This is a genomic window from Rhodoligotrophos defluvii (assembly GCF_005281615.1).
Classification (GTDB): domain Bacteria; phylum Pseudomonadota; class Alphaproteobacteria; order Rhizobiales; family Im1; genus Rhodoligotrophos; species Rhodoligotrophos defluvii.
Map to the genome: position 1 here is coordinate 908872 of NZ_SZZM01000001.1, position 26302 is coordinate 935173.

General features: G+C 64.0%; 27 protein-coding genes. 13 read left to right on the forward strand and 14 right to left on the reverse strand.

Annotated features, from left to right (window positions below; all coding sequences use genetic code 11):
* Positions 1–65: 65 nt before the first annotated feature.
* The 3 genes from fabI to fabA form a co-directional block, all read right to left on the reverse strand.
* Entirely contained in the window at positions 66–938 is an 873-nt protein-coding gene (gene fabI / locus E4P09_RS04370; RefSeq protein WP_275406437.1) for an enoyl-ACP reductase FabI, read from the reverse strand.
* Between the two features lie 115 nt (positions 939–1053).
* Positions 1054–2280, reverse strand: coding sequence for a beta-ketoacyl-ACP synthase I (fabB, locus tag E4P09_RS04375; protein WP_137388326.1), 1227 nt, complete (start codon positions 2278–2280; stop codon positions 1054–1056).
* Positions 2281–2316: 36 nt separating this feature from the next.
* Positions 2317–2832, reverse strand: coding sequence for a 3-hydroxyacyl-[acyl-carrier-protein] dehydratase FabA (gene fabA, locus E4P09_RS04380; RefSeq protein WP_137388327.1), 516 nt, complete (start codon positions 2830–2832; stop codon positions 2317–2319).
* Between the two features lie 288 nt (positions 2833–3120).
* Between fabA and irrA the strand changes: the two genes are divergently transcribed.
* Positions 3121–3549 (forward strand): iron response transcriptional regulator IrrA, encoded by a 429-nt coding sequence (gene irrA / locus E4P09_RS04385; protein ID WP_137388328.1) that lies wholly within the window; start codon positions 3121–3123, stop codon positions 3547–3549.
* Positions 3550–3556: 7 nt separating this feature from the next.
* On the opposite strand, the gene E4P09_RS04390 is transcribed toward irrA, so the two are convergent.
* Positions 3557–4150, reverse strand: a complete 594-nt coding sequence (locus E4P09_RS04390) for an SH3 domain-containing protein (RefSeq protein ID WP_170984226.1) — start codon at positions 4148–4150, stop codon at positions 3557–3559.
* A 222-nt stretch (positions 4151–4372) separates the two neighbouring features.
* On the opposite strand from E4P09_RS04390, the gene E4P09_RS04395 reads away from it, so the two are divergent.
* Entirely contained in the window at positions 4373–5362 is a 990-nt protein-coding gene (locus E4P09_RS04395; RefSeq protein ID WP_137388329.1) for a 2-hydroxyacid dehydrogenase, read from the forward strand.
* A gap of 24 nt (positions 5363–5386) precedes the next feature.
* On the opposite strand, the gene gstA is transcribed toward E4P09_RS04395, so the two are convergent.
* From gstA to E4P09_RS04425, 6 genes are all read right to left on the reverse strand, one after another.
* Positions 5387–5998, reverse strand: a complete 612-nt coding sequence (gene gstA / locus E4P09_RS04400) for a glutathione transferase GstA (protein WP_137388330.1) — start codon at positions 5996–5998, stop codon at positions 5387–5389.
* A 74-nt stretch (positions 5999–6072) separates the two neighbouring features.
* A complete protein-coding gene (locus tag E4P09_RS04405; protein WP_137388331.1) occupies positions 6073–6813 on the reverse strand; it encodes a HesA/MoeB/ThiF family protein in 741 nt (246 codons plus the stop codon).
* A gap of 17 nt (positions 6814–6830) precedes the next feature.
* Positions 6831–7280: a dUTP diphosphatase gene (dut, locus tag E4P09_RS04410; protein ID WP_137388332.1), complete on the reverse strand. Its 450-nt coding sequence runs from the start codon at positions 7278–7280 to the stop codon at positions 6831–6833.
* The gene (coaBC, locus tag E4P09_RS04415; protein ID WP_137388333.1) at positions 7277–8491 is read right to left on the reverse strand and encodes a bifunctional phosphopantothenoylcysteine decarboxylase/phosphopantothenate--cysteine ligase CoaBC; all 1215 of its coding nucleotides are present in this window, start codon (positions 8489–8491) and stop codon (positions 7277–7279) included. Before coaBC ends, dut begins: the two co-directional genes overlap by 4 nt.
* Before the next feature lie 31 nt (positions 8492–8522).
* Positions 8523–10103 (reverse strand): 2-polyprenylphenol 6-hydroxylase, encoded by a 1581-nt coding sequence (ubiB, locus tag E4P09_RS04420; protein WP_137388334.1) that lies wholly within the window; start codon positions 10101–10103, stop codon positions 8523–8525.
* A 25-nt stretch (positions 10104–10128) separates the two neighbouring features.
* Positions 10129–11034, reverse strand: coding sequence for a class I SAM-dependent methyltransferase (locus tag E4P09_RS04425; RefSeq protein WP_137388335.1), 906 nt, complete (start codon positions 11032–11034; stop codon positions 10129–10131).
* A gap of 107 nt (positions 11035–11141) precedes the next feature.
* Between E4P09_RS04425 and mutM the strand changes: the two genes are divergently transcribed.
* From mutM to gyrB, 7 genes are all read left to right on the forward strand, one after another.
* Entirely contained in the window at positions 11142–12017 is an 876-nt protein-coding gene (gene mutM, locus E4P09_RS04430) for a bifunctional DNA-formamidopyrimidine glycosylase/DNA-(apurinic or apyrimidinic site) lyase (protein WP_137388336.1), read from the forward strand.
* 69 nt (positions 12018–12086) lie between these two features.
* Positions 12087–12860: an enoyl-CoA hydratase gene (locus E4P09_RS04435; protein ID WP_137388337.1), complete on the forward strand. Its 774-nt coding sequence runs from the start codon at positions 12087–12089 to the stop codon at positions 12858–12860.
* A 103-nt stretch (positions 12861–12963) separates the two neighbouring features.
* Positions 12964–13230 carry a 30S ribosomal protein S20 gene (rpsT, locus tag E4P09_RS04440; RefSeq protein ID WP_137388338.1) on the forward strand — a complete coding sequence of 89 codons (267 nt, stop codon included), beginning with the start codon at positions 12964–12966 and terminating at the stop codon, positions 13228–13230.
* 913 nt (positions 13231–14143) lie between these two features.
* Positions 14144–15640, forward strand: a complete 1497-nt coding sequence (gene dnaA / locus E4P09_RS04445; RefSeq protein WP_239025021.1) for a chromosomal replication initiator protein DnaA — start codon at positions 14144–14146, stop codon at positions 15638–15640.
* Positions 15641–15825: 185 nt separating this feature from the next.
* On the forward strand, positions 15826–16944 hold the full coding sequence (gene dnaN / locus E4P09_RS04450) for a DNA polymerase III subunit beta (RefSeq protein WP_137388340.1): 1119 nt from the start codon (positions 15826–15828) through the stop codon (positions 16942–16944).
* A 144-nt stretch (positions 16945–17088) separates the two neighbouring features.
* Entirely contained in the window at positions 17089–18291 is a 1203-nt protein-coding gene (gene recF / locus E4P09_RS04455; protein WP_239025022.1) for a DNA replication/repair protein RecF, read from the forward strand.
* Between the two features lie 16 nt (positions 18292–18307).
* Positions 18308–20737 carry a DNA topoisomerase (ATP-hydrolyzing) subunit B gene (gene gyrB / locus E4P09_RS04460; RefSeq protein WP_137388341.1) on the forward strand — a complete coding sequence of 810 codons (2430 nt, stop codon included), beginning with the start codon at positions 18308–18310 and terminating at the stop codon, positions 20735–20737.
* 15 nt (positions 20738–20752) lie between these two features.
* Here gyrB and E4P09_RS04465 read toward each other — a convergent pair whose 3' ends face one another.
* Positions 20753–21220, reverse strand: a complete 468-nt coding sequence (locus E4P09_RS04465; RefSeq protein WP_137388342.1) for a YbaK/EbsC family protein — start codon at positions 21218–21220, stop codon at positions 20753–20755.
* 365 nt (positions 21221–21585) lie between these two features.
* Here E4P09_RS04465 and E4P09_RS04470 point away from each other — a divergent pair, with 365 nt between their 5' ends.
* The 3 genes from E4P09_RS04470 to E4P09_RS04480 all read left to right on the forward strand — a co-directional run bounded on the left by E4P09_RS04470 (position 21586) and on the right by E4P09_RS04480 (position 23434).
* Entirely contained in the window at positions 21586–21828 is a 243-nt protein-coding gene (locus E4P09_RS04470) for a hypothetical protein (RefSeq protein WP_137388343.1), read from the forward strand.
* Between the two features lie 168 nt (positions 21829–21996).
* Positions 21997–22800: a 4-hydroxy-tetrahydrodipicolinate reductase gene (gene dapB / locus E4P09_RS04475; RefSeq protein WP_137388344.1), complete on the forward strand. Its 804-nt coding sequence runs from the start codon at positions 21997–21999 to the stop codon at positions 22798–22800.
* Between the two features lie 13 nt (positions 22801–22813).
* On the forward strand, positions 22814–23434 hold the full coding sequence (locus E4P09_RS04480; RefSeq protein ID WP_137388345.1) for a 2,3-bisphosphoglycerate-dependent phosphoglycerate mutase: 621 nt from the start codon (positions 22814–22816) through the stop codon (positions 23432–23434).
* 74 nt (positions 23435–23508) lie between these two features.
* On the opposite strand, the gene E4P09_RS04485 is transcribed toward E4P09_RS04480, so the two are convergent.
* Complete coding sequence (locus tag E4P09_RS04485; protein WP_137388346.1) at positions 23509–24150, reverse strand: methylated-DNA--[protein]-cysteine S-methyltransferase; 642 nt, start codon at positions 24148–24150, stop codon at positions 23509–23511.
* 87 nt (positions 24151–24237) lie between these two features.
* The gene (locus E4P09_RS04490) at positions 24238–24759 is read right to left on the reverse strand and encodes a DUF2244 domain-containing protein (protein WP_137388347.1); all 522 of its coding nucleotides are present in this window, start codon (positions 24757–24759) and stop codon (positions 24238–24240) included.
* 86 nt (positions 24760–24845) lie between these two features.
* Between E4P09_RS04490 and nth the strand changes: the two genes are divergently transcribed.
* On the forward strand, positions 24846–25565 hold the full coding sequence (gene nth, locus E4P09_RS04495) for an endonuclease III (RefSeq protein ID WP_137388348.1): 720 nt from the start codon (positions 24846–24848) through the stop codon (positions 25563–25565).
* On the opposite strand, the gene E4P09_RS04500 is transcribed toward nth, so the two are convergent.
* A complete protein-coding gene (locus tag E4P09_RS04500; RefSeq protein ID WP_137388349.1) occupies positions 25543–26208 on the reverse strand; it encodes a sulfate transporter family protein in 666 nt (221 codons plus the stop codon). The genes nth and E4P09_RS04500 overlap by 23 nt on opposite strands.
* Positions 26209–26302 lie beyond the last annotated feature (94 nt).

The window sequence follows — 26302 nt, forward strand, 5'->3', positions numbered from 1 at the left end:
GGGAATGAGGCGCAGCCACAACGGCTTGCGCCTTTTTCATTGCGCGGTTGCCCAAGAGAGCAGGTCTACTGCGCGGCATCCCGCGGGGCGATGATCCCCACCGGCTCCTCTTCGACCGCTTCGCGGCTGATGTCGTCGGGGCGCGGCATCGAGATGATGTTATAGCCCGAATCCACGTAATGGATCTCGCCGGTGACGCCGTTGGACAGCTCAGAGACCAGATACAGCGCCGCCCCGCCGACCTCGTCGAGGGTCACGGTACGCCTCAGCGGCGCGTGCTTCTTCTGGTAGTTGTACATGATGCGGGCGTCCGAAATACCAGAGCCGGCGAGGGTACGCATAGGTCCCGCGGAAATGGCATTCACCCGGACGTTTTGCGGGCCGTAGTCGGCCGCGAGATAGCGGACACTGGCTTCGAGCCCTGCCTTGGCGACCCCCATCACATTGTAATTCGGCATCACCCGGGTGGAGCCGCCATAGGTGAGTGTGAGCAGCGAGCCGCCATTGGGCATCAGCGGCGCGGCCCGGCGGGCGACCTCGGTGAACGAAAAGCACGAGATCACCATGGTGCGGATGAAATTCTGTCGTGTGGTGTCCGCATAGCGGCCCTTGAGCTCGCCCTTGTCGGAATAGGCGATGGCATGCACCACGAAATCGAGGCTGCCCCAGCTCTTGCCCAGCTGCTCAAATACCTCGTCCACGGTCGTGATATCTTCGACGTCGCAAGGCAGCAGGATATCGCTGCCGACGGACGCGGCAAGCGGCCTCACCCTGCGGCCGAAAGCTTCCCCCTGATAGGTGAAGGCCAGCTCCGCGCCATGCTTGCGGAGCGTGAGCGCGATGCCCCAAGCGATGGAGTGGTCGTTGGCCACGCCCATGATCAGGCCCCGCTTGCCCGCCATGAGACCGCTTTCCGTCGTCTGAACCATCGTTCCCATAAGTCTCGCCCCTTCGGACTGGAGCGGCACGCCCGGAAGTGATCACCGTTGGGCAGCGCCGCACGATCAAAAAGCTTAGAGCAAAGCACCTGATTTCGAAATCGGGTCTTTCGCCTTAAGCCACGTATTTCCTGAAGATCAGCGTTCCGTTGGTCCCGCCAAACCCGAAGGAGTTGGACATCACGGTGTTGACTTCGACATTGTCGATCCGCTGCCGCACGATGGGCATATCGGCGAAAGCGGGATCGAGCTCTTCGATATGGGCGCTTTCGGCGATGAAGCGGTTCTGCATCATCAGCAGCGAATAGATCGCTTCTTGCACCCCGGCCGCGCCGAGCGAATGGCCGGTCAGCGCCTTGGTGGCGGAAATCGGCGGGCACTGGTCACCGGAGCCGAAGATGCGCCGGATCGCGTCGATTTCCGGGCCATCCCCTGCTGGTGTCGAGGTCGCATGCGGATTGATATAGTCGATCCTTTCACCGTTCAGGCCGGCCATGGCCAGCCGCATGCACCGTTCCGCGCCTTCGCCGGAGGGTGCCACCATGTCATAGCCGTCGGACGTCGCGCCATAGCCCGCCACCTCCGCGTAGATCTTCGCGCCACGTGCCTTGGCGTGTTCCAGCTCCTCCAGCACCAATACGCCTGCCCCTCCGGCAATGACGAAACCGTCGCGGTTCACGTCATAAGGCCGAGAGGCCGTCTCAGGCGTTGCATTATACTTCGACGACATGGCGCCCATCGCATCGAACAGGTTCGACAGGGACCAGTCGAGCTCCTCGCATCCGCCAGCGAAGACGATGTCCTGCTTGCCCCACTGGATGAGCTCGGCCGCATTGCCGATGCAATGGGTCGAGGTGGCGCAGGCGGAGGAGATGGAGTAGTTGACGCCTTTGATCTTGAACCAGGTCGCGAGCGTTGCCGAAGCGGTGGACGACATCGCCTTGGGTACCGCGAATGGCCCTATCCGTTTAGGGCCCTTCTCCCGGGTGATGTCCGCCGCCTCCACGATCGCGCGGGTGGAAGGGCCGCCCGAGCCCATCACGATCCCGGTGCGCGGGTTCGAGACCTCGTCCGGCTCTAGGCCTGCGTCCCGGATGGCCTGTTCCATCGCCACGTGGTTCCAGGCCGCCCCGCCGCCGAGGAAGCGCATGGCGCGCCGATCCACCGCCTCGCCGGGTTCCAGTGTCGGGGCGCCATGCACCTGGCAGCGGAACCCCAGCTCTGCATATTCTTTTGCGCGGCTGATGCCTGACTTCGCCTCGCGCAGGGAGGCCAGCACTTCCTGGCTGTTATTGCCTATGCTCGATACGATACCTAGTCCTGTTACGACCACACGCCTCACGGCTCGGTCCTTCTATCTGTTGTCGATGCCCGGTCCTCACGCCTTACTTGGGGTGAAGAGGCCGACCTTCAAATCCTGTGCGGTATAAAGCGCACGGCCGTCGGCCTTCAGCAGGCCGTCGGCAATCCCAAGCGTCAGCTTGCGCTGGATCACGCGCTTGAGATTCACAACATATTCGACCTTCGTGACAGACGGCACAACCATGTCGGTGAATTTTACCTCCCCGACGCTGAGCGCACGCCCCTTGCCTGGGCTGCCCAGCCAGCCCAGGAAAAAGCCGAGAAGCTGCCAGAGAGCATCGAGACCGAGGCAGCCCGGCATCACCGGATCACCCAGGAAATGGCACGGAAAGAACCACAGATCCGGCTTTATATCGAGCTCGGCGACGATCTCGCCCTTGCCATATTCCCCGCCCTGCTCCGAGATCGAGGAAATCCGGTCGAACATGAGCATGGGCGGAAGCGGAAGCTGCGCGTTTCCCGGACCGAATAGCTCGCCCCGGGCACAGGCGAGCAGTTCCTCATAGCCATAGCTCGATTTCCGCTGAAGCATTCCTTGCCCAAGCTTTGTTTGCAATTGAGCCTTTTTGCATCAAGGCCCTATGTTTGAACCTAGATATGCGTGGCGCTGCCACAGCCGCGTGGTGCTGGCCTCGCGGCTTTGCCGCTTCCTATCATACCAGAGCCGTCGCTGAAAGCCTCTCGCCACCTCATGGTGAGACGCCATGCTATGCGGCGGAATGAAACTTGCTGGCGCCTCCCACAAATGCTACATGCGAGGCATTCTCACCGCGTCGTCAAAAACGCGGCGATGTCTTGTTGAATGGACGAAGGTTGCTGAATGAATGAACCGGTGCTTCAGGCTGGAGAGGCGACTGTCGTAGCCAAGCTGCGGCATGCAGGCCTGCGTCCGACCCGGCAGCGCGTCTCGCTGGCTCGCCTTCTGTTCAGCGTTGGCGATCGTCACGTCACGGCGGAAGAGCTGCACGATGAGGCGGTGCGGGCGCGCGTGCCGGTTTCGCTGGCCACCGTCTACAACACCCTCAACCAGTTCACGCGCGCAGGCTTGCTGCGTGAGGTTGCGGTCGAGGGCGCCAAGACCTATTTCGACACAAACACCTCCAACCATTATCACTTTTTCGTCGAAAACACCGGCAAGCTGGTGGATATCGAGAGTGATGAGCTGCAGGTGGTCGGCATTCCGGAAGCGCCGGAAGGCACGTCGATCTCGCGCATCGACGTCATCATCCGTCTGGCTCAGGAAAGCTGAGCCAGCTTCATTCGATCTTCTCGCCGGGATAGACGCCCCACAGCATGTTCTGCGGCAGCCAGCCGCTATAGCTGCCGATCTGCACCCGGCACCAGCGTCCTGTACATTGCTGCACAAAGCCGAGGACGCCCGACTCCACCTTGGCGACCGGCCGGCTGCTCTCGTCTGACTGCTGCATCATCATGGTGCTTGCCCCTTCCTTCCAGGGCGAGACCAATACGGTGCGCCGGCTCGACAGCAGGCTGTGATACACCCAGCCCTCCTCCCCGTCACTGTCGCGCACCCGGCGCCAATTCTCGAACTCGGCGATGATCTCCACTGGCAGGTTGCGCCGGGAATACACCCATACGATCTGGTGCTCGCTGCTAGGACCACGGCGCACGTTCACCTCGTCCGACTTGAGGCTGACGAAGCGGGGCAGCGGCAAGCCGCTGGGCCCGAGCGTGCGGGACCCGCTCGGTGCCGCATCCGACTTCGCCTCCTCTCCCGTCGCGTTGGCCAGCTGATTGAGGCCGGCAGTGCCGGCCACGGCGAGCGCCAGCGCCACCGCGCCCATCAGGATGACGGCGAGAGATGCCGCACGTCTGCTCCTTTGCTTCATGCGCGAATCACCCGGCGTCTATCTCACCCACGATCCGGGACAAGAGCATAGAAACCGTTTCCAAAACGTGTTGAGTCTGCTGATCGAGCTGGGCCAGGAGAAGCCCTGTGTCCTTGCCTGCGCAGTTTACACAAGCACCATCCGGACTTAAAGAGTGTGCCTCAGCCTATAGGAGGGGCTGAGCGGGAGCGCCACACCCGTTCCAGGTTGAGGAGGGGCTCAATGCCGAAGCGGAAGCCGCTGGTGATCGTCACGCGTAAGCTGCCGGACGTGGTGGAAACGCGCATGCGCGAGCTCTTCGACACGCGATTGAACCTGGACGATATGCCGCTGTCCCAGGCCGAGCTTGTTCACGCGGTGCAGACCGCTGACGTGTTGGTGCCGACGGTGACGGACCGTATCGACAAGGCGGTGCTGTCGCAGTCTGGTCCGCAGCTCAGATTGATCGCCAATTTCGGCACCGGCGTCGACAACATCGATGTGGAAACCGCCAGCGCGCGGGGAATCATCGTCACCAACACGCCGGGAGTACTCACCGAAGACACCGCCGACATGACCATGGCCCTCATTCTGGCCGTGGCGCGCCGTCTCACCGAGGGGGCAGCGATCATCGGCGGCGAAAAACCCTGGACTGGCTGGTCGCCGACCTGGATGCTCGGCCACCGCATCTATGGCAAGCGCCTGGGCATCATCGGCATGGGCCGCATCGGCTCGGCGGTCGCACGGCGGGCCAAGGCCTTCGGCCTGCAGATCCACTATCACAACCGGCGGCCGGTCAACGCGCGCCTCGAGGAGGAGCTGGAGGCGACCTACTGGGAAAGCCTCGACCAGATGCTGGCGCGCATGGACGTGATCTCGGTCAACTGCCCCCACACGCCCGCCACCTACCACCTGCTGAACGCACGCCGGCTGCGGCTGATGAAGCCCACGGCCATCATCGTGAACACGTCGCGCGGCGAGGTTATCGACGAAAACGCCCTTGCGCGCATGCTGGAGGCCGGCGAGCTGGCCGGGGCCGGCCTCGACGTGTTCGAGCATGAGCCGGCCGTCAATCCACGGCTCATCAAGTGCTCGCGCGCCGTGTTGCTGCCTCATATGGGCTCGGCAACGATCGAGGGTCGCATCGACATGGGCGAGAAGGTCATCATCAACATCAAGACCTTCGTCGATGGGCACACGCCGCCAGACCGCGTGCTGCCCACCATGCTGTAACGGGCGCAGGGGAACCCTTGCGCCTCAGGCAAGGCCCTCCTCGCTCCGGGCCCGCTGCACGGCTGGACGCGCGCGGACGTCCTCCAGGAAGCGAAGGATGCCGGGGTAGGCGCTGAGGTCCACGCCCGCGCGACGGGACCAGCTCAGCACGACCCATGCATAGGCATCGGCGACGGTGAAAGTATCCCCCGTCAGAAAGGGGTTTCGCGCGAGCGCCTGGTCCACCACCTTGAGCCGTTGCGCCAGCACGGAGCGGGCCAACTCCTTCGCGGCTTCCGGGGCATTGGCCACAAACAGCGGGAAATAGTTCTTGTGCAGCTCGGCACCGGTGAAGGCGAGCCATTCCTGGACCCGATAGCGGTCTAGAGAGCCGGCCGGCGGAATCAGGCTTGCCTCCGGCTTCCGGTCGGCAAGATACTGCACGACCACGGCCACCTCTGTGAGCACCTGGCCGTTGTCAAGCTCGAGTGCCGGGACATAGCCTTTCGGGTTGACGGCCAGATAGTCATCGCCGGTTTCGGTCTTCTTGGTCGCGAGGTCGACGGATACCAGGTCCAGCGGGATCCCGGCTTCGCAGGCGACGATATGGGGCGCCAGCGAGCACGCGCCGGCCTTGTAATAGAGCGTGAATGTCACGAGCGAATCTCCTTCAAAAAATGAACGCTCCGATAGCACCGGCCCCGCGGCGGCTCAATGCCCATCGCAGGACCTTAGCCGATCGCCATTTCGTAGAAGCGGGGCCCCAAGGCATCATAGACCAGCAGCCGCCCGGCCAGGCTGTCGCCTATGCCCAGCAGTTCTTTGATCACCTCCACCGCCTGCAGGGAGCCGATGACACCGGTCAGCGCCCCGATGATGCCCACCTCCTCGCAAGTGGGCAGCGCGCCGGGATCGAGGCCCTCGGGATAGAGATCGCGATAGGATGGCCAGGGACTCCCATCCGGCCGCATCTGATAGGGTTTGAACGTGGTGATCTGCCCATCGAACCTGGCGACCGCCGCCGAGACCAGGGGAATGCGCGCCGCCGCACAGGCATCGCTCACCGCGAGCCGGGTGACATATAGGTCCGACCCATCGGCCACGATGTCATAGCCGGACACGATGTCGTGCGCATTTTCCCGGGTGAGTCGCAGCGTATGCAGTTGCACGGTCACATGGGGGTTGAGCCGGCGCACCGCGGCGGCCGCGCTATCCGTCTTGGCCAAGCCTACGGAGAGCGTGTCATGCACTACCTGTCGCTGGAGGTTCGGAAGGCTCACCCTGTCATCGTCGACGATGCCAAGGGTGCCGATGCCTGCCGCGGCCAGATAAAGCAGCACCGGCGCACCGAGGCCGCCCGCGCCCACCACCAGCACCCTGGCTGCCTTGAGCCGCTGCTGACCGGGCCCCCCGACCTCCTTCAGCAGCAGGTGCCGGGCATAGCGCTCGATCTCGCCTTCGCTGAGAACCATCCGATGAACCCCCAGCCTCAGCGCCGGCCGGAGGAGCCGAAGCCGCCGGCCCCGCGAGGCGTCTCATCCAGCGCCTCCACCCGCTCCCAGACGGCTCTCGTCACCGGGGCCAGCACCATCTGCGCGATGCGGTCCCCCCGTTCGAGGGTTACGGGCTCCTGGCCGAGATTGATGAGGATCACCTTGACCTCGCCGCGAAAATCCGCATCGATCGTGCCCGGCGAATTGAGGCAGGTGACGCCATGGCGCAGGGCAAGGCCCGAACGGGGTCTCACCTGGGCCTCGTAGCCTTCCGGCAGGGCTATTGCGATGCCGGTGGGCACCAGCCCCCTGTCGCCCGGGGCGAGCGTCAAGGGCGCATCGAGGGCCGCGCGCAGATCCATGCCTGCCGCGAGCATCGTCTCATAGCCGGGCAGAGGCAGGTCCTGCCCATGCGGCAGCTGCTGGATGGCGACGGTGACGTTCATCGGGCCGCGGCTCGGACGGCCTCGGCCACCCGCTCCATGAGCTTCCGGCCGACCTCCGCCTTGGGCAGGTTGGGCCACTCCTCCACCCCCTCGCCGGTCACCAGGTGGATCGTATTGTTGGGACCGCCCATGATGCCCGTGGCGGGCGACACGTCATTGGCGACGATCCAGTCGCAGCCCTTCGCTTCGCGTTTGCGCGTGGCATTTGTGATTACGTCTTGCGTCTCGGCGGCAAAGCCCACCACCAGCCGGGGCCGCCGGTTCTGCAAACGCGCGATGGTCTTGAGAATGTCGGGATTCTCCACCAGCCGGAGGGGCGGTAGCTCGCCCTTGCGCTTTTTGATCTTCTGGTCGGCGGCGTTGCCCACCCGCCAGTCCGCTACCGCCGCGGCGAATATGCCGACATCGCAGGGCAGCTCCGCCTCGCAGGCTTCCAGCATCTGCTGCGCCGTCTCGACCCGCCGCAGCGTGACGCCGGCGGGAGCATCGAGCGCGGTCGGGCCGCTCACCAGAACCGTGTCGGCCCCCAGCTGCTGGCTCGCGGCGGCAATGGCATAGCCCTGCTGCCCGGAGGAACGGTTGGCGATGTAGCGTACCGGGTCGATCGGCTCGTGTGTCGGGCCGGCGGTCACCAGCACCTTGAAGCCAGCCAGCGGTCGGTGTACCGCTGCCGCGAAGAAATCCTCGATGGCGGCAACGATCGCTTCCGGCTCGGCCATGCGCCCGTAGCCATACTCGCCGCAGGCCATGTCCCCCTGCTCCGGCCCCACCACGATTACGCCATCGCTCCGCAGGGTGGCCATGTTCCGCTTCGTCGCTGGATGCTCCCACATGCGCACATTCATCGCCGGGGCGATCAGCACGGGTGTGTCGGTGGCCAGCACGGTGGTGGAGGCGAGGTCATCCGCCCGCCCCGCAGCCATCTTGGCGATGAGGTCGGCCGTGGCCGGCGCCACCACCAGGAGGTCGGCCGAACGGGAGAGCTGGATGTGTCCCATCTCCGATTCGTCCGTCAGGTTGAACAGATCGGTGTAGACCTTGTTCTCCGAAAGGCTCGCGACCGATAACGGCGTCACGAACTGCTCGGCTGCCTTGGTGAGGATGGCTTGCACCGAGGCGCCGCGCTCGCGGAGCCGCCGGATCAGGATGAGATCCTTGTAAGCGGCTATGCCGCCGCCGACGATCAGCAATATGCGCTTGTCCCTGAGCATGGCTGCCTCGCTGCCAAATCCCGCCTGCACCTTACATGAATTGGCCAATCGCAAGCACCACCAATGCCAGAACGCCGATCCACAGGGCAATCCTGGCAGTGAGATTGTGCCGCGCCTGGGCGGCGGCAAGGGCCTCGCTGGTGGACTCGTCGAGCCGCAAGCCACCCGCATAGGCCATATCGGCCAGCAGCTTGGCCGTCCGCTCCGCCTCGGTGAACAGCTCCGGCAGGTTGCTGACCAGCCGCCCGAGCGTCGCCGCGCCCTCTGCTGCAGTGTGGAGATAGGCGCCCGGACCCAGGTTTTGCTCGGCCCAGTCTCGCACCACCGGCTCGGCGGTGGCCCACATATTGAGCCGCGGGTTCAAGGTGCGGGCCACGCCTTCCACCACCACCATGGTCTTCTGCAGAAGCAAAAGCTGCGGCTGGGTGGCCATGTTGAACTGCTCGGTCACGTGGAACAGCTGGCCCAGCAGCCGCGCCATCGAGATTTGCTCCGCCGGCTTGTCCATCAGCGGTTCGCCGATCGCGCGCAGGGCCTGCGCGAACAGCTGTGGCGACTGGTCGAGCGGCACATAGCCCGCCTGGAAGTGCACGTCCGAGACCCGCTGATAATCCCGGGTTATGAACCCCCACAGGATTTCGGCCAGGAACCGCCTGTCCTTCATGTCGAGACGGCCGGTGATGCCGAAATCCACCGCGACCAGCAGCCCGGCCTCATCCACGAAGAGGTTGCCCGGGTGCATGTCCGCATGAAAGAAGCCGTCGCGGATGGCTTGCCGGAGGAAAGTCTGGATGATGATGTCGCCAAGAGCCTCGAGATTGATCCCTCGCGCCCGCAGAGCATCGATGTCGCTCAGCGGCGTGCCGTTGATCCACTCCGTGGTCAGCACCCGCCGCCCGGTGCGTTCCCAGTCGACCCGCGGCACGCGGAACCCCGGGTCGTTACGGGTATTGTCGGCCATTTCGGAAATGGCCGCAGCCTCCATGCGCAAATCCATCTCGAGCTTCACCGATTGGGCCAGCATGTCGATGGTCTTGACCGGCCGCAGCCGGCGCGATGGCGGGCTGTGCCGTTCCATCAGCCGCGCAGCGCAGTAGAAGGCCTCGAGATCGCGAGCGAACCGCTGCTCGATGCCCGGCCGCAGCACCTTGACGGCCACCTCCCGCAGCGAGCCGTCCGCCTCCCGCACGGTGGCCTTGTGCACCTGGGCGATGGAGGCGGCGGCGATGGCCGGGCCGATCTCCTCGAACAGCGCCTTGGGCGCTGCGCCGAGGCTCTCGCGGATTTCGTCGAGAGCAGCACCACGCGGAAACGGCGGCAACTTGTCCTGCAGCTTCGACAGCTCGGATGCGCGTTCTGCCCCGATGATGTCGCCGCGCGTTGCGAGAAACTGGCCGAGCTTGATATAGCTCGGGCCGAGCTCGGCAATGGCCGCAGCCAGGCCCTTCTTACGGCCAGGCCGTGATCTTGCTATGCGGCGACCGAGCGCAAGTGCGAGCCGCGCGCCTGCCGGCAATTCGCTGACACTGTCGACCCCGCCGAAAGCGTCGTGCCGGGCGAGCACCCACCCTGTCCGCATCAGGTTCACGATATTCGCAACGCTGCTCACCATGGCACAAGCTGACGTCCGACCCGGATCACAGGCGCCAGGCGGAATGCATGGCAACGATCCCGCCGGTGAGGTTGCGGTACTTCACCTGGGCGAACCCCGCGGCCGCAATCATGGCTTTGAAGGCTTCCTGGTTGGGGAAGGTGCGTATGCTCTCGACCAAATATCGGTAGGGCGCGCCGTCGCCGGTCACCACCTTGCCCATGGCCGGTATGGCGGTGAAAGAATAGATCTCGTAGAGCGCCGCGAGGCCCGGGACATCCACCTCCGAGAACTCGAGGCAAAGGAAGCGGCCGCCCGGCTTCAGCACCCGGTAGGCTTCCGCCAGGGCCTTGTCGATATGCGTGACATTGCGGATGCCGAACGCAATCGTATAGGCATCGAAGCTCTTGTCCGGGAACGGCAATGCCTCCGCGTTGCCGACAGTGAACCGGCAGCGGCTTGCGAGACTTGGCGCGCTCTGCACGGGCCGTCCGCGTCCTGCGAAACGGCGGGTAAAGTCCAGGGCACGAAGGCGCGGCACGCCGGTCTCCCGACTGCCGGCTTCGCGGCCGGCCTCCTCGCGCAGGCGCCGCTGGCCTTCGGCGGCCATGTCGAAGGAAATGTCGCTGAGGGTGACCTGGACGCCGCTGCCACCCTGCTCCAGGATGCGCTGAGCGACGTCGCCCGTGCCGCCGGCCACGTCCAGCACGTGAAAGGGCCGCCCGCCCGTCGGCGGAGCGAGCCATGTCACCATCTCGTCCTTCCACAGACGGTGTAGGCCGCCGGACATGAGATCGTTCATCACGTCGTAGCGGCGCGCCACCTTGGCAAACACGTCATTGACCAGGCGCTGCTTGTCGCCCACGGCCACCGTGCGATAGCCGAATGATGCCGTTGCGGCCGCCGCATCGCGCGGCCCCTGCGGAGCCTTATCGTCTGGAGCTTCGTTCATTGCCGGCGACCATAGCGCAGCATGTCATGCAATTCTATTGGCACGCGCGTATGCTCGGCGTAATCCTGCCGCTATGGTCAACTTGCCGAGCTGCGAGATCTCACGGCATGCCTGAGCTGCCCGAGGTAGAGACGGTCCGGCGTGGCCTTGCCGGTGTGATGGCAGGCCATCGCATCGACCGGCTGGAGCTGCGCCGGCACGATCTGCGCTTTCCCTTTCCGCCCGACTTTCGCCAGCGCCTCCAGGGCGCGCGGGTCGAGCGTATCGACCGCCGCGCCAAATATCTGCTGGGCCTCACCGATCGTGGCGACGTTCTGATCATGCATCTCGGCATGTCCGGCCGCTTCACCATCGTGCCGCCGGAAGGTCAGGCGCGAAAGCCGGGCACGTTCTACCATGCGGCTGCGGCAGGCGCCGGCGAAGGCCCCCATGATCACGTGATCTTCGCCATGGATGACGGAACCCGCATCGTCTATGCCGACCCGCGCCGGTTCGGCATCATGGATCTTGCCGTTGAGGAGGAGCTTGCCGCTCACAGACTGCTCAAGGACATCGGCATGGAGCCGTTGGACGATGCGTTCGATGCCGCCTATCTGGGCGCGCGCTTCGCCGGCCGGCAGGCGCCGCTGAAGGCCGCGCTGCTCGACCAGCGCATCATCGCGGGGCTCGGCAATATATATGTGTGCGAGGCATTGTTCCGGGCCGGACTGTCGCCGGAGCGCAAGGCGGGATCACTCTCGCCGCAAGGGCTCGAGCGGCTTGTCGGCAGCATCAAGGCCGTGTTGCAGGACGCGATTGCCGCAGGCGGCTCCTCGCTGCGCGACTATGCCCAGGCCAATGGCGAGCTTGGCTATTTTCAACACACGTTCGAGGTCTATGACCGGGAAGGCCAACCCTGCCGGCGCGGCGGCTGCGGCGGGACGGTCGAGCGCGTCGTGCAGAGTGGACGTTCCACCTTCTATTGCCGAACCTGCCAGCGTTGACGGGCCGGTTGCATGGCGGCCGATCTTGGCTAGAGTGACGCCACACTCAGGGAAGAGCAGGGAAATTCGATGGCTTACGAGAACATCATCGTTGAGATGCGCGGCCGCGTCGGCCTGATCACCCTCAACCGTCCGAAGGCGCTCAACGCGCTGAACACGGCTTTGATGAACGAGCTGATCCAGGCCCTGGCCGAATTCGACGCCGATGACAGGATCGGCTGCATCGTGCTGACCGGCAGCGACAAGGCCTTTGCCGCCGGCGCCGATATCAAGGAGATGCAGACCAAGACCTATATGGAAGCCTATAAGGGGGACTTTCTGACCTCCTGGGACAAGGTGTCCCAAACCCGCAAGCCCATCGTCGCGGCCGTTGCCGGCTACGCCTTGGGCGGTGGCTGCGAGCTCGCGATGATGTGCGATTTCATCATCGCCGCCGAGAGTGCGAAGTTCGGCCAGCCCGAGATCACCCTTGGGGTGATGCCCGGCGCCGGCGGCACCCAGCGCCTGACCCGCTTCGTCGGCAAGTCGAAGGCCATGGACATGGTGCTGACCGGCCGCATGATGGACGCGGCCGAGGCCGAGCGTTCCGGCTTGGTCAGCCGTGTCGTGCCGGCGGATTCCCTGCTGGACGAGGCCATGAAGGCGGCGGAGAAGATTGCCGGTTTCTCCCTGCCGATCGTGATGCTGGCGAAGGAGGCGGTGAACCGCGCCTATGAGACCACCCTTGCCGAGGGGGTGCGTTTCGAAAGGCGCGTCTTCCAGTCCATGTTCGCGACCGAGGACCAGAAGGAGGGCATGACTGCCTTCATCGACAAGCGGCAGCCAAACTTCAAGAACCGCTGAGTTGACGCTCGCGCTGGTCCCCGGTATAAGCGCCGCGTGAGCGGGTCTCGTGTCGTCGTGCCGGCGCCCGCAAGCTATTTCCGTTCAAGAAGGAACTGTCGTCATGGCCAACACGCGTTCGGCTAAGAAGGCTATCCGCCAGGCGCAAAGGCGTACGGCGATCAATGGCGCGCGCCGTAGCCGCGTGAGGACCTTCGTCCGCAAGGTCGAAGAGGCGATCGCCGGCGGCGACCGCAATGCGGCAGAGGAAGCGTTGAGAGCTGCGCAACCCGAAATTGTGCGCGGCGCAAACAAGGGCGTGCTGCATCACAACGCCGCCGCGCGCAAGATTTCACGTCTGGCGCACCGTATTAAGTCTATGCCAGCCTGACATCACACGGCAATATGAATGAGGACGTGACCGGGAAACCGGCACGTCCTTTTCATTTTCAGATTACTCCGTATAAAGATTTGTCATAATTTCCGCCGCCAGAACAAGTGGTTATCGGCATCCCCTCGGCAGGTGCCGCCGAACCCGTCCGCGGCAGGTGTGTAAAAAATAGGGAAATAAGCAAACCGCAGTTTTCCGCCATTTTTCCACTACCTTTTTTGGTACTGCCGATTCATATGACGACTCAATAACTTGTTAATGGGTTGCTCCTTCTTGGCACCCTGCTCCACCATGCAAATATACGTCCGTATACTGACGTATTGAATCGTTGCCTGTTGTCATGCTCACCGCCTCCGTGTAAGGTCACCAAGCGCTTCAGGGGACCGGCCAAGAAGAACACGGCGCCGGGACCTCGCTGAAGTGGCGTCACCAGTGGCAGGACGGTCGGCAGGCTGGTTCATCTGCGTTTCCGCTCGGTCTTCCGCCACGTCAAAATGCGCGTATTGGTTGTTTTGGTCTGGCGCCCTTGTGGCACCGGAACGGGGGATTTGTGCACGGTCGAACAGGGAGTTTTTGAATACGGAAGGGGGCAGGGCGCCGGCCAATAAGCCGCGCTCGGCGGGCGAGTTTTTCTTTAGCACCAGCTGAGCTGATTAGGGTGGGCGTGGCCATCGCGTCGGCCTGATGAGTTATCGGCGCTGCTCCTGGCAGCGCGAGAGGGGTTTGTCTGATGAAGAGCGTGGGGTCGGTTCAAACTTTGCAATTTTTGCAGAAATCGGGGGCGGGCGGTCCAGATCATTGGCAGGCATCTGATAGCGTGGACCCCTTAAAGGCCCGCTCAGGGGCGGCTGTCTTCTCACCATCGGGCTCTCCAGCCACATCGGCAGGCGTTGCAAGCAGGGGGGACCAGGGCGTGGCATTTGACGAGTCTAGGTCTGGCGATCTTGCGGCGGCGTGGGGACGCATCTCCGACCGGCTCAGAGCGGAACTCGGCGAGGACCTCTTCTCGAGCTGGTTCGCCCGCATGGAAATCGAGGAACGGTCGGGCGCCCGGCTCGTCGTATCGGTGTCTACCCAATTCTTGCGCAACTGGGTCCAGTCCCACTACCTGGACAAGCTGGTGATGCTCGCTGATGCTGAACTGGGCGGCATCAAGGAGGTTCAGATCCGCGTGCGAAGCCGTGGCACACCCGTGCGCATCGTGCGCTCCGAAGCAAGTGGCGAAAGCCGGCAGCCCTCGCAGAAGGCGGCGGCCAACATCTCCGCTGTCGCCCCGGTGTCACAGGCGCAGCGCGTCCCTGCCGCTTCCGCTGCAGCATCGGATAGCGACGGGCGCACCGCTAGCGGCGGCGGGCTCGACCGTGGCAGCCCGCTTGACCCGGATCTCACCTTCGACACCTTCCTGCTCGGCAAGTCCAACGCACTCGCCCATGCGGCGGCGATGCGGGTGGCGGATGCATGTGTGGACGCGCCGGTCAGCTTCAATCCGCTCTATATCCATTCACCCTCCGGCTTCGGGAAAACCCATCTGCTCAATGCCATTGCCTGGCGGGTGCGTGAGACACAGCCGGAACGGCGCGTCATGTTCCTCAGCGCCGAGCGGTTCATGTACCACTTCATCACCGCGATCCGCGCCCGCGACGTCATCCTGTTCAAGGACCAGTTCCAGTCGGTGGATGTCTTGCTGGTCGACGATTTCCAGTTCCTGCAGGGCAAGACCATGCTGCAGGAGTTCCTGCACACCTTCAATTCGCTGGTCGATTCCAAGCGGCAGGTGATCGTTGCCGCCGACGTGCCTCCCACCCAGCTCGACAGTATCGATGCGCGCATGCGCTCGCGCTTGGCGGGCGGGCTGATCGTTGACATTCAACCACCCGAGCTCGAGCTGAGGCGTCGCATTCTGCACGCGCGGCTCATCGAGGCGATCAGGCGGGATCCGTCCGTGGCCGTGCCCGACGACGTGGTCGAGTTCATCGCCAACCGGGTCAATGGCGGTGGGCGCGAGCTCGAAGGGGCGCTGATCCGGGTGATCGCCCATCAGCAGCTGGTTCAGGCGCCCATGTCGGTCGATCTTGCTGCGTCCGCTTTGCGCGATCTGGTGCAGAGCGCGGAAGTGCAGCGGATCAAGATCGACGACATCATGCGGGTGGTCGGCCGCCACTACAACGTTGCCAAGGTGGACCTTCTGTCGCCGCGGCGCGCCCGTTCGATCGTGCGCCCGCGCCAGGTCGGCATGTATCTGGCGAAACGTCTCACCTCGCGTTCGTTGCCGGAAATCGGCCGGCGGTTCGGTGGGCGTGATCACTCCACCGTTCTCCATGCCGTTCGCAAGGTCGAGGAGCTGCTGCAGAAGGATGAGCAGCTGCAGCGCGAGATCGTGCTGCTCACCAAGCTTCTGGAGCAGCCCTGAGCCCGAATGATGCGCAGCGCCCCGGGGCTTGTGATCGCTGCCAATCCGGGGCACATTCCCATGAGAGACACGCCATCCTGCCATGCACGTGCGGAATATCGCGCTGCGGAAGGAACCCGCATCGGCGCGGACCGGGCGGCACGGCGGCATTGCGGAATGGGCAAGAGAGGAGCTGAGTTGCGGCCATGAAGGTCACCATTGAGCGGGCGGCCTTTCTCAAGGCGCTGAACCACGTTCAGAGCGTGGTGGAGCGGCGCAACACCATACCGATTCTATCGAACGTGCTGATCCATGCCCACCAAGGCGAGATCCGCTTGAGCGCCACCGATCTCGATGTGGAAGTCATCGAAACCGTGGCGGCCGACGTGGCACAGGGCGGCGCGACCACCGCGCCCGCTCATATGATGCACGACATCGTGCGCAAGCTGCCGGAAGGCACGCAGCTCCAAATCGAGCAGGGGGCCGATACCGGTCGGGTGGCGATTTTCGCCGGTCGGTCGCGGTTTTCACTGCAGGCGCTGCCGGCGGAGGAGTTCCCCGATATCACCGCGGGAGAGTTCTCGAACAGCTTCACCGTCCAGGCGGCCGACCTCAAGACCATGATCGAGCGCACCCGCTTTGCGATCTCAACCGAGGAGACCCGCTATTATCTCAACGGCATTTACCTCCATGCCGTCCGGGCCGATGGCGGCGACAAGCTGCGGGCTGTGGCGACCGACGGTCATCGCCTCGCCCAGTTCGAGCTGCCCCTGCCCGCGGGCGCCGCTGGCATGCCGGGCGTCATCGTGCCGCGCAAGACCGTGCTCGAAGTGCACCGCTTGATCGAGGACCGGGACGCCACCATCGAGATTGCCCTGTCGCAATCCAAGGTCCGCTTCGGGTTCGATGGCATCGTGCTCACCTCCAAGCTGATCGACGGAACTTTCCCGGATTACGAACGGGTGATCCCCAAGCACAATGACAAGGTGATGGATGTAGACACCAAGCTGTTTGCGCAGGCCGTGGATCGGGTGTCGACCATCTCCAGCGAAAAGGGCCGGGCGGTGAAGCTGCACATCGGCAGTGGCAAGGTCGTGCTCACGGTGAACAATCCGGATAGCGGCTCGGCGGAGGAGGAGTTGGTCGCCGATTACGACGCGCCGGACCTCGATATCGGCTTCAATGCCCGTTATCTGCTTGACATAGCGGGCCAGTTGGAGGGCGATACCGCCCGTTTTCTGTTGGCGGACGCGGGCTCGCCGACCGTCATTCGCGACGTGGTGGACGACGCGGCGCTCTATGTGCTGATGCCGATGCGGGTGTGACCTGATAAAGTGCGCTCCAACCCTGCCGGAAGGCGCAGAAAAGCTTGCAGAATCGCTGTGGCGAGGCCATATAACGCTCGGGCACTGAGCTCGGCGGATTGAGGTATTTTCGTTCGCAGGATCCTGGTCATTGGAGCGCCGACGGTGGCAAAAAACCGCGCTCTGGCGCTGACAAGGCTCACACTGACCGATTTTCGGAATTATGCGCGTCTACGTCTGGATGTGGATGCGGGTCCCGTTGTGCTGACCGGCCCCAATGGAGCCGGGAAGACCAATCTCCTCGAGGCGCTGTCGGTGCTGTGCCCCGGGCGGGGGCTGCGCTCGGCGACTTATGCCGACATGGCGCGTCATGACGGTTCCGGCGGTTGGGCCATTGCCGCCGAGCTCAACGGCCCCCGCGCCGAGCTCCGCGTCGGCACCGCATGGGAAGGCCGGCGGGCCGAACCGGACGACGAAGACGCCTTGGAGATCTCGACCGCTCAGGGCCGGCAGGTGCGCATCGAGGGCACCAGCCATCGCGGTTCAGGCGCCCTTGCCTCGGTCATCCGCATGGTGTGGATCACACCAGCCATGGACAGGCTGTTCAACGGACCGGCTGGCGACCGCCGCCGTTTTCTCGACCGGCTGGTGCTCGGCATAGATCCAGACCATGGCAGCCGGGTGCAAGCCTTCGAGAAGCTGATGCGCGAGCGCAACCGGCTGCTCGAAGACATGCGCGAGGGCCAGCGGCGGGACGGGATCTGGCTCGACGGCATCGAAGCGGCCATGGCCGAGCATGCGGTGGCCATTGCCGCCGCACGGCGGGCAGCGGTGGATGCGCTGCAGCTCGCCTCCGCCCAGCAGCACGGCGAGGCACATATGGGCGGTTTCCCTTGGGGCATCTTCCTCATCGAGGGAGAGCTTGAAGCCGCCATTGCCGATTTGCCGGCGGTGGAGGTGGAAGAGCGCTATCGCAGGACCCTCGCCGATACGCGCCTACTGGATGCCGGTGCTGGCCGTTGCCTGCGCGGACCTCATCGCAGCGACCTCGTCGTGAAGCACGGGCCGAAATCGATGGAGGCCCGCCTTTGCTCCACCGGCGAGCAGAAGGCGCTTCTGATCGGCATTATCCTCGCCAATGCGCGGATGATCGCGGAAGGCTTCGAGGGCTATGCCCCCATCATGCTGCTGGATGAGGTGGCGGCGCACCTGGATGAGGAGCGGCGGCGTGGCCTGTTCGAATGCCTGCTGCGGCTTGGCGCCCAGGCTTGGATGACGGGAACGGACGAGACGTTGTTTGCCGCGCTGCGCGGCGCTGCGCAGTTCTTCAGCGCCCGCGACGGGGCGCTGTGCGAAGCGGTTGCTTGATGGATAGGACGTGTTGATGAACAAGGCCAGCGAGACCAACGGTCAAGGTGCGGATTACGGTGCGGAGTCCATCAAGGTGCTCCGCGGCCTGGATGCGGTGCGCAAGCGTCCGGGCATGTATATCGGCGACACCGACGACGGCTCGGGTCTGCACCACATGGTCTATGAGGTGGTGGACAACGCTATTGACGAGGCGCTGGCCGGCTACTGCGACCACGTGACGGTGACGCTCAATCCCGACGGCTCGGTGACGGTCACCGACAATGGCCGCGGCATCCCCACGGACATCCATTCCGAGGAAGGCGTGTCGGCGGCCGAAGTCATCATGACCCAGCTGCATGCCGGCGGCAAATTCGACCAGAATTCATACAAGGTGTCCGGCGGCCTGCACGGTGTTGGCGTCTCGGTGGTGAATGCTCTGTCGCAGTGGCTGAAACTGACCATCTGGCGCAACGGCTACGAGCACACCATGACGTTCGTGCATGGCGTGGCGCAGGCACCGCTCGCGATCACCGGCCCCTCCGACCGCACCGGAACCGAGGTATCGTTCCTGCCCAGCACCGAGACCTTCAGCATGGTCGAGTTCGACTATGCGACGCTGGAGCATCGCCTGCGCGAGCTTGCCTTCCTGAATTCTGGCGTGCGCATCACCCTGACCGACCGGCGCGGCATCGAGACCAAGGTCCAGGACATGCGCTATGACGGCGGCCTTGAAGCCTTCGTCCGCTATCTCGACCGCGCCAAGCAGCCGCTGTTCGGCGACCCCGTCATGGTCAAGGCCGATCGTGATGGCATCCAGGTAGAATGCGCCCTTTGGTGGAACGACAGCTATCACGAGAACACGCTGTGCTTCACCAACAACATCCCGCAGCGCGACGGCGGCACCCACCTGGCAGGCTTTCGCGCAGCGCTCACGCGCATCATCAACAACTACGCGTCCGAAAGCGGCCTCGCCAAGCGCGAGAAGGTGGCGCTCACGGGCGATGACGCGCGCGAGGGCCTGACCTGCGTGCTCTCGGTGAAGGTGCCCGACCCCAAGTTCTCGTCGCAAACCAAGGATAAGCTTGTTTCATCCGAGGTGCGGCCTGTGGTCGAGGGGGTCGTCAGCGAGCATCTCGGCACCTGGCTCGAGGAGCACCCCACTGAGGCCAAGCTGGTGGTGAACAAGATCGTCGAGGCCGCAGCGGCTCGTGAGGCGGCGCGCAAGGCGCGGGAGCTCACTCGCCGCAAGGGCGCGCTCGACGTTTCCAACCTGCCGGGCAAGCTGGCGGATTGCCAGGAGCGCGACCCCGCCAAGTCCGAGCTGTTCATCGTGGAGGGCGATTCCGCGGGCGGCTCTGCCAAACAGGGCCGCAACCGCGAGAACCAGGCCGTGCTGCCCTTGCGCGGCAAGATCCTCAACGTGGAGCGGGCACGCTTCGACAAGATGCTGTCGTCGGAGCAGATCGGGACGCTGATCACCGCGCTTGGCACCGGTATCGGTCGCGACGATTTCTCACTGGAGAAGCTGCGTTACCACAAGATCATCATCATGACCGACGCGGATGTGGACGGCGCCCATATCCGCACCCTGCTGCTCACCTTCTTCTATCGGCAGATGCCGGAGTTGATCGAGAAGGGTCACCTCTACATTGCCCAGCCGCCGCTGTTCAAAGTGAAGCGCGGTAATTCCGAGCAGTATCTCAAGGACGAGAAGGCGCTGGAGCAATACCTGATCGATGGCGGCATCGGCGACGCAGTGCTGATCCTCGCCAATGGCGACGAGCGCGCGGGCGAGGATCTGCGTCAGATCGTGAACGAGGCGCTGGAGATCCGCGCCATTCTCGACGGGCTGCATACCCGCTATCCCCGTTTCGTGGTCGAGCAGGCGGCGATCGCTGGCGCCTTGAACCCGGAAACGCTCTCAGACCCGGTGCGCGCCCGTGAAGCCGCGCAATATGTAGCACGCCGGCTCGGGCTCCTGTCGGAAGAGACGGAGCGCAACTGGGTAGGCGAGCCGACGCCGGACGGAGGCCTCGAATTCTCGCGCGAGATCCGGGGCGTGCGCGAAGTGCGGACCATTGACGGCAAGCTGATCTCCTCGGCCGATGCCCTGCGGCTCGACAAGAAGATGCCGCATCTGCAGGAGATCTATGCCAAGGCCGCGCGGCTGGTGCGCAAGGGTGAGGAGACCGCCATCCGCGGCCCCGTGCAGCTGCTCGACGCGGTCTTCGCGGCCGGGCGCAAGGGCATCACCCTGCAGCGCTACAAGGGGCTGGGCGAAATGAACCCGCAGCAACTGTGGGAAACGACGCTGGATTCGAACGCCCGCACGCTGCTGAAGGTGCAGGTACGCGAGTTGGACGAGGCCGACGACCTGTTCGCCAAACTCATGGGCGACCTGGTCGAGCCGCGACGGGAGTTCATTCGCGACAACGCTTTGCAGGTGGTCAATCTGGACGTTTGACGAGAGCCCGGGGTCTCAGCCGAGCTCCTGGCAGACATCCACCCACTGCGCACCAACCAGAGCGGCCATCCGCTCGGGTGCTATACGCAGGGCGCTGTGAGTGGAGCCGGCCGCCGGCACCACCTCGTCGAAGGCTTTCAGCGAAACGTCGCAATAGATCGGCAGTGGCGTCTTGAGCCCGAATGGCGAGACGCCGCCCACTGGGTGCCCCGTTATCTGCTCCACCTCTCCCGCATCGAGCATGCGCACCTTCCCGCCGAATGCCGCTTTGGCCTTGCGGTTGTCGAGGCGCGCGTCACCGCGGGTAACCACAAGCAGCACCTGATCGCCCACGCGGAGTGACAGGGTCTTGGCGATCTGCCCGGGAGTGACGCCGTGCCCCGCTGCTGCCAGCTCGACAGTTGCCGTGCTGACGTCGAGCTCCACAATTGAGATGTCGGGGGCGTGCTGAGCGAGAAAGGCGCGAACAGATTGTACGCTCATGGCTGGTGTGTTCGTGTGGCGATTGAGGTCCGGTACCGACGCATGCCGAGCCCGAAGGCAACCTATCGTCGCAGCTTGCGCACCGCAAGCCCGCTTGCCGGCCGAACCGCGTTGACCGGACGCAACCTGCCAACATCATTTAAATTTTGATATTTACACGAGCTACTATGGTGCCTGTTTCGATTGTTAATGTAAACACGGCCACATTTCCTCCCATTGTTGATGGCAATAACCGCCTAATTGTATGACGAGCCCAGCGGAATATAGACGCTGGAATCCACACAAGACTTAACACATCGCTTCATTCATTTCGGAGTGCCTGGCGCGGACGGCCTATGCCCTGCCGCCGGGCGGAGGAGATTTGCGTGGAAACCATGATCGAGCTTACACGGTCCGCCCTTGGACATGCCCGCAAGATGGGTTTGATGCCGCGGATCGCGGCGCTGCGACTTGGCGAATGGGTGGCGAAAGGTGACGTGCTGGAACTGTCCAGCGATGCCCGGTCGGACGAATTCATCGTCCGCGGGCGGCGCGTCTGGATCAATCCGGAAGGCGGACAAGCGCTGATTTTCCTGCTCGACTATCCCGCACACCCGGCGCTAAGGTGACGCCGCCTTGCCCGCCCTGGATTGTGGCGCGCAGGCCACCGATCAGTTGCCGGCCCATCGGATCAAGCCTGAAGCAGCACCGGCTTTTGGACAATCCGGTGCGTCAGCAAAGAACAGAGCGGCGGCGAACCTTGCCGCCGCTTGCGCCGAGGGATGATGATGACTGCGATGAGACTTGCCATCGCCGGAGCCGGCGGCCGCATGGGGCGCGCGCTCACACGGCTCGTACACGAGATGGAAGGCTGCGAGGTGGCCGGCGGCCTCGAGGCACCCGGCTCCCCGTTTGTGGGGGCCGACATGGGCCAGCTGGCTGGCCTGGGAGAGATCGGCGTCGCCGTGCAGGATGATCCCTTGCCGCTGTTTACCCATATCGACGGCGTGATAGACTTCACGACCCCCAGCGCGTCCTTGGGCCTGGCCGAGCTTGCCGCGCAAGCTCGTATTGTCCATGTGATCGGCACCACCGGCTTCAGTGCCGAAGATGACAGGAAGATCGCCGCGGCGGCCCGGCATGCGACCATCGTCAAGTCAGGCAATATGAGCCTGGGGGTTAACCTGCTGGCAGCCATGGTGCGAAAAGTGGCCGCCGCCCTCGACCAGAGCTTCGACATCGAGGTGGTCGAGATGCATCACCGCAACAAGGTGGATGCCCCGTCGGGAACGGCGCTGCTTCTGGGCGAGGCCGCCGCCGAAGGGCGCAACGTCAAGCTCAGCGACGCCGCCGTGAGGGTCCGCGACGGCCATACCGGCCCACGCCAGCGCGGCACCATCGGCTTTGCCACATTGCGTGGCGGCAGCGTTATCGGTGAGCATACCGTCATCTTCGCCGGCGATGGTGAACGGATTGAGCTCGGGCATCGGGCGGAGACGCGCGACGTCTTTGCCCGTGGCGCGGTCAAGGCGGCGCTTTGGGCCCGCGGCCGCAAGCCGGGACTTTATACGATGGTCGATGTGCTCGGCCTCAATGATTGAGTGAGGGCGTTTGATGGACAATCTACTGGTTCTCGTGCGACACGGGCAGAGCGAGTGGAATTTGAAGAATTTATTTACCGGCTGGGCCGATCCGGACCTCACGCCCCTGGGCGAGGAAGAGGCTGACAAGGCCGGCGAACGGCTCAAGGCGCTGGGATTGTCCTTCGATATTGCCTTCACCAGCGCGCTCACTCGAGCCCAGCATACGCTTTCCCGCATCCTGAAGGTGCTGGGCCAGGAGAACCTGCCGATCCAACGCGATCAGGCGCTGAATGAGCGCGATTACGGCGATCTCACCGGCCTCAACAAGGATGAGGCGCGCGCCCGCTGGGGCAAGGAGCAAGTCTTCCTGTGGCGTCGGTCCTATGACGTCCCGCCGCCGGGCGGTGAGAGCCTGAAGGATACGGCAGCGCGAGTCGTCCCCTATTTTCAGAACAACATCGTACCCCAGCTGAGGCAGGGCAAACGTGTGCTCGTCGTCGCCCACGGCAATTCCCTGCGTGCCCTCATCATGCATCTTGAGGATCTGCCGGGCGAGGAGATCGCCCTTCGCGAGCTCGCAACCGGCGCGCCGATCATCTACCGGCTCGATGGCGATATGAAGGTCAGCAGCCGCGAGGAACCGGTCGCCTGATCGCCTGCCCCGTCTGCGCCTTCCCTCGAGGGCCATACGGAACAGCTCGCGCAACCGATGGTCCGAAGGACGCCCTACCCTGCGCCTCCGGCCCGTGTAAGCTCGGCCTCCCAGCTGAGCATCGCGCGCTTGCGGTCGAGACCCCAATGATAGCCGCAGAGCCCGCCTCCTTTACCGATCACCCGATGGCAGGGCACCACGAAGGAGATGGGGTTGCGGCCGACCGCTGCGCCCACCGCGCGCGATGCGCTGGGCTTGCCGAGCGCCATGGCGATTGACGAGTAGTTGGTGGTCTCGCCGACGGGGATCTTGAGGAGCTCCTCCCAGACCTGCACGTGGAAAGCAGTGCCGATCAGCACCACGTTGAGCGGGTTTGTCTCCCGCCATTGCTCTGGATCGAACACCCGGCCGACATAGGTTTCGGTTGCGGACGAATCTTCGATGAACCGCGCCTGCGGCCATCGCCGCGTAATGTCGTTCAATGCAGCGTCGCGCCCATCTTCGTCAGTGAAGCCAAGGGCGGACAGTCCGCCACCGGTTGCGACGAATAAGCCCATCCCAAACGGCGTGGGGTGAAAGCCATAGCTCATCGTCAGCCCGGTGCCCCGCGCCCCATGGAGCGTGGGCGCCACGATATCATGCGTCACGAACAGGTCTCGCGGGCGATCCTGCTCGAATAGGGATCCGGTGCGGCTCAAGGCGTGAGCGGTGGGCATGGTCTGTCCTTCGACGAACTCAATGTGCGCTCACTCTGCGGGATGCAGACCAGCTTGGCTATCCGGAATTTGCGCCTCAAATGGGGCTCACGCCGGCTGAGGCACGGAGACCATGCCGCCCCGCAGCGCCGCCTTCAGGGCCCCGGCGAAATCGCGCCGTTCCTGCGGGGAGAGGAACGAGCCGATTTCAAGCCGCGCACCATGCGAGGTAAGATACAGTGGCCCACAGGTCTCCAGCACTTCGTTCTCGACCAGCTCGACCCGCACCCAATACGGGATGAACCGGAATTCTTTCGTCGGCTCTCTAGGAAACACCTTGCGTACGACAAGGGCGGTATCGGTAATATCGACCTGCTCATGCATGGTGCCGTCCTGGTAGTTGCGACGGAAAGCCCAATAGAGCAGCGCCACGTCCAGGCCGAAAAAACCGAAGACAGGCCAAGCACCCATGACCAGGAAGCCGGTGCCAACGACCGCGCTGACCCCGCCGAAGAACAGCATCAGCAACAGAAAGCCGCGCTGGCTGAGCGAGCGGTGGGGCGTGAGGATGGCCGAGAAGCGGATGGCTTCGCCTGGGGTGCTGCCCGTCTGTATTGCATGGTCGGACATGTCAATCTCGCTCGCCTGCCGCTCGGCCTGTTGACGGTGCATGGCTCCGCCCTTCATAAAGTGCGCCAGGCCGGTGGAGTGTTCCCTTGCGTTCTCCTCGCATCAAAACAAAGCGGCGTCTCGATGCGCACGACATCGAGGAAATTTTCGCCCGATTCGAGCGCCTTGCGCCGGAGCCGCGCGGCGAGCTCGATTATATCAATCATTTCACGCTGCTGGTTGCCGTTGTCTTGTCGGCCCAGGCGACTGATGCCGGCGTGAACAAGGCAACACGCCCCCTTTTCCAGGTCGCCGACACTCCGGAGAAGATGGTGGCGCTCGGGGAAGAAGGCCTCATTTCCTATATTAGGACGATCGGCCTTTACCGCAACAAGGCGAAGAATGTGATCGCCCTGTCGCGCATGCTGATCGATGAGCATGGCGGGAAGGTGCCCCGTGACCGGGAAGCCTTGGAACGGCTTCCGGGCGTTGGCCGCAAGACGGCCAATGTGGTCTTGAACACGGCCTTCGACGAGCCGACCATCGCGGTCGATACCCACCTGTTCCGGGTCGCCAACCGCACCGGCCTCGCGCCGGGTAAGACACCGCTCGATGTGGAACAGAAGCTCAATCGGGTCGTGCCCGAGCAATACAAGCGGCGAGCCCATCACTGGCTGATCCTGCACGGACGTTACATCTGCAAGGCACGCAAGCCCGAATGCCCCCGCTGCCCGATCAACGACATCTGCCTGTTTCCGGACAAGACCGGCCTTGGCGCTGCCCCCGCCGACGAGCCTGCCGCCGCTACAGGGAGCCTCGCTTCCTGATCTGCTTGTAGATATGCACCATGTAGGCGGTGGCGAATAGCGGCACGATGAGGTTGGCCAGCGGCACGAGCGCCAGCAGCGCCGGAATGAAGCCGGCCGCGAGCACTCTGTGGCTGTTCTCGCGACGGAGCAGGCGGGCCTCTTCCACCGGCATGTGCCGCATGGCGATCATCTCGAAGAACTCTCGGCCGAGCAGATAGGCGTTGGCGAGAAGCGCAGCCAGAACGCCTATCCCCAAGAACAAGGTCGGCAGCAGCAGCAGGTTGATCGCCAGCACCAGGAGCCCGAACTGGAGGGCCGTTATGATCGCTTTCGAGAGCGGCAGCTCCCGGCCGACCGGATCGTTCGGGTAATGCTTGCGCTCGACCATCTCCGCCACCCCATCGAGAAACAGGCCGGCAAACAGCGCCGTCACCGGCGCGATCAGCAAAATGGCGAGCGCAATCAGCCCGAGCCCGGCCACCACGGTGATGATCGTGTTGGCCCAGGCCCACGGCAGGAGCGTCAGGCTGTCCACCACGACCTCGATGACCACCCATAGCCCCACCAGCAGCAGGATGGTCAGGCCCAGCGATTTCCAGAGCACCTTCCTGAAGGGTGGCGAGAGAACGTCGGAAAGCGCCTTGAGCGCCGCACTGATCATGGATAGGTTTCCACCTGCCCGTAAACTGCCGGTGGGGTGACTTACTGCCTTCAGCCGATCGCGGCAAGCCATCCCGGCACACTCTCAGGATAGC

Coding starts and splice junctions, on each gene's coding strand:
- fabI (WP_275406437.1), bottom strand. CDS start 938: ATGGGAACGATGGTTCAGACGACGGAAAGCGGTCTCATGGCGGGCAAG.
- fabA (WP_137388327.1), bottom strand. CDS start 2,832: ATGCTTCAGCGGAAATCGAGCTATGGCTATGAGGAACTGCTCGCCTGT.
- irrA (WP_137388328.1), top strand. CDS start 3,121: ATGAATGAACCGGTGCTTCAGGCTGGAGAGGCGACTGTCGTAGCCAAG.
- E4P09_RS04390 (WP_170984226.1), bottom strand. CDS start 4,150: ATGAAGCAAAGGAGCAGACGTGCGGCATCTCTCGCCGTCATCCTGATG.
- E4P09_RS04395 (WP_137388329.1), top strand. CDS start 4,373: ATGCCGAAGCGGAAGCCGCTGGTGATCGTCACGCGTAAGCTGCCGGAC.
- E4P09_RS04405 (WP_137388331.1), bottom strand. CDS start 6,813: ATGGTTCTCAGCGAAGGCGAGATCGAGCGCTATGCCCGGCACCTGCTG.
- dut (WP_137388332.1), bottom strand. CDS start 7,280: ATGAACGTCACCGTCGCCATCCAGCAGCTGCCGCATGGGCAGGACCTG.
- coaBC (WP_137388333.1), bottom strand. CDS start 8,491: ATGCTCAGGGACAAGCGCATATTGCTGATCGTCGGCGGCGGCATAGCC.
- ubiB (WP_137388334.1), bottom strand. CDS start 10,103: ATGGTGAGCAGCGTTGCGAATATCGTGAACCTGATGCGGACAGGGTGG.
- E4P09_RS04425 (WP_137388335.1), bottom strand. CDS start 11,034: ATGAACGAAGCTCCAGACGATAAGGCTCCGCAGGGGCCGCGCGATGCG.
- mutM (WP_137388336.1), top strand. CDS start 11,142: ATGCCTGAGCTGCCCGAGGTAGAGACGGTCCGGCGTGGCCTTGCCGGT.
- E4P09_RS04435 (WP_137388337.1), top strand. CDS start 12,087: ATGGCTTACGAGAACATCATCGTTGAGATGCGCGGCCGCGTCGGCCTG.
- rpsT (WP_137388338.1), top strand. CDS start 12,964: ATGGCCAACACGCGTTCGGCTAAGAAGGCTATCCGCCAGGCGCAAAGG.
- dnaN (WP_137388340.1), top strand. CDS start 15,826: ATGAAGGTCACCATTGAGCGGGCGGCCTTTCTCAAGGCGCTGAACCAC.
- gyrB (WP_137388341.1), top strand. CDS start 18,308: ATGAACAAGGCCAGCGAGACCAACGGTCAAGGTGCGGATTACGGTGCG.
- E4P09_RS04465 (WP_137388342.1), bottom strand. CDS start 21,220: ATGAGCGTACAATCTGTTCGCGCCTTTCTCGCTCAGCACGCCCCCGAC.
- dapB (WP_137388344.1), top strand. CDS start 21,997: ATGAGACTTGCCATCGCCGGAGCCGGCGGCCGCATGGGGCGCGCGCTC.
- E4P09_RS04480 (WP_137388345.1), top strand. CDS start 22,814: ATGGACAATCTACTGGTTCTCGTGCGACACGGGCAGAGCGAGTGGAAT.
- E4P09_RS04485 (WP_137388346.1), bottom strand. CDS start 24,150: ATGCCCACCGCTCACGCCTTGAGCCGCACCGGATCCCTATTCGAGCAG.
- E4P09_RS04490 (WP_137388347.1), bottom strand. CDS start 24,759: ATGTCCGACCATGCAATACAGACGGGCAGCACCCCAGGCGAAGCCATC.
- E4P09_RS04500 (WP_137388349.1), bottom strand. CDS start 26,208: ATGATCAGTGCGGCGCTCAAGGCGCTTTCCGACGTTCTCTCGCCACCC.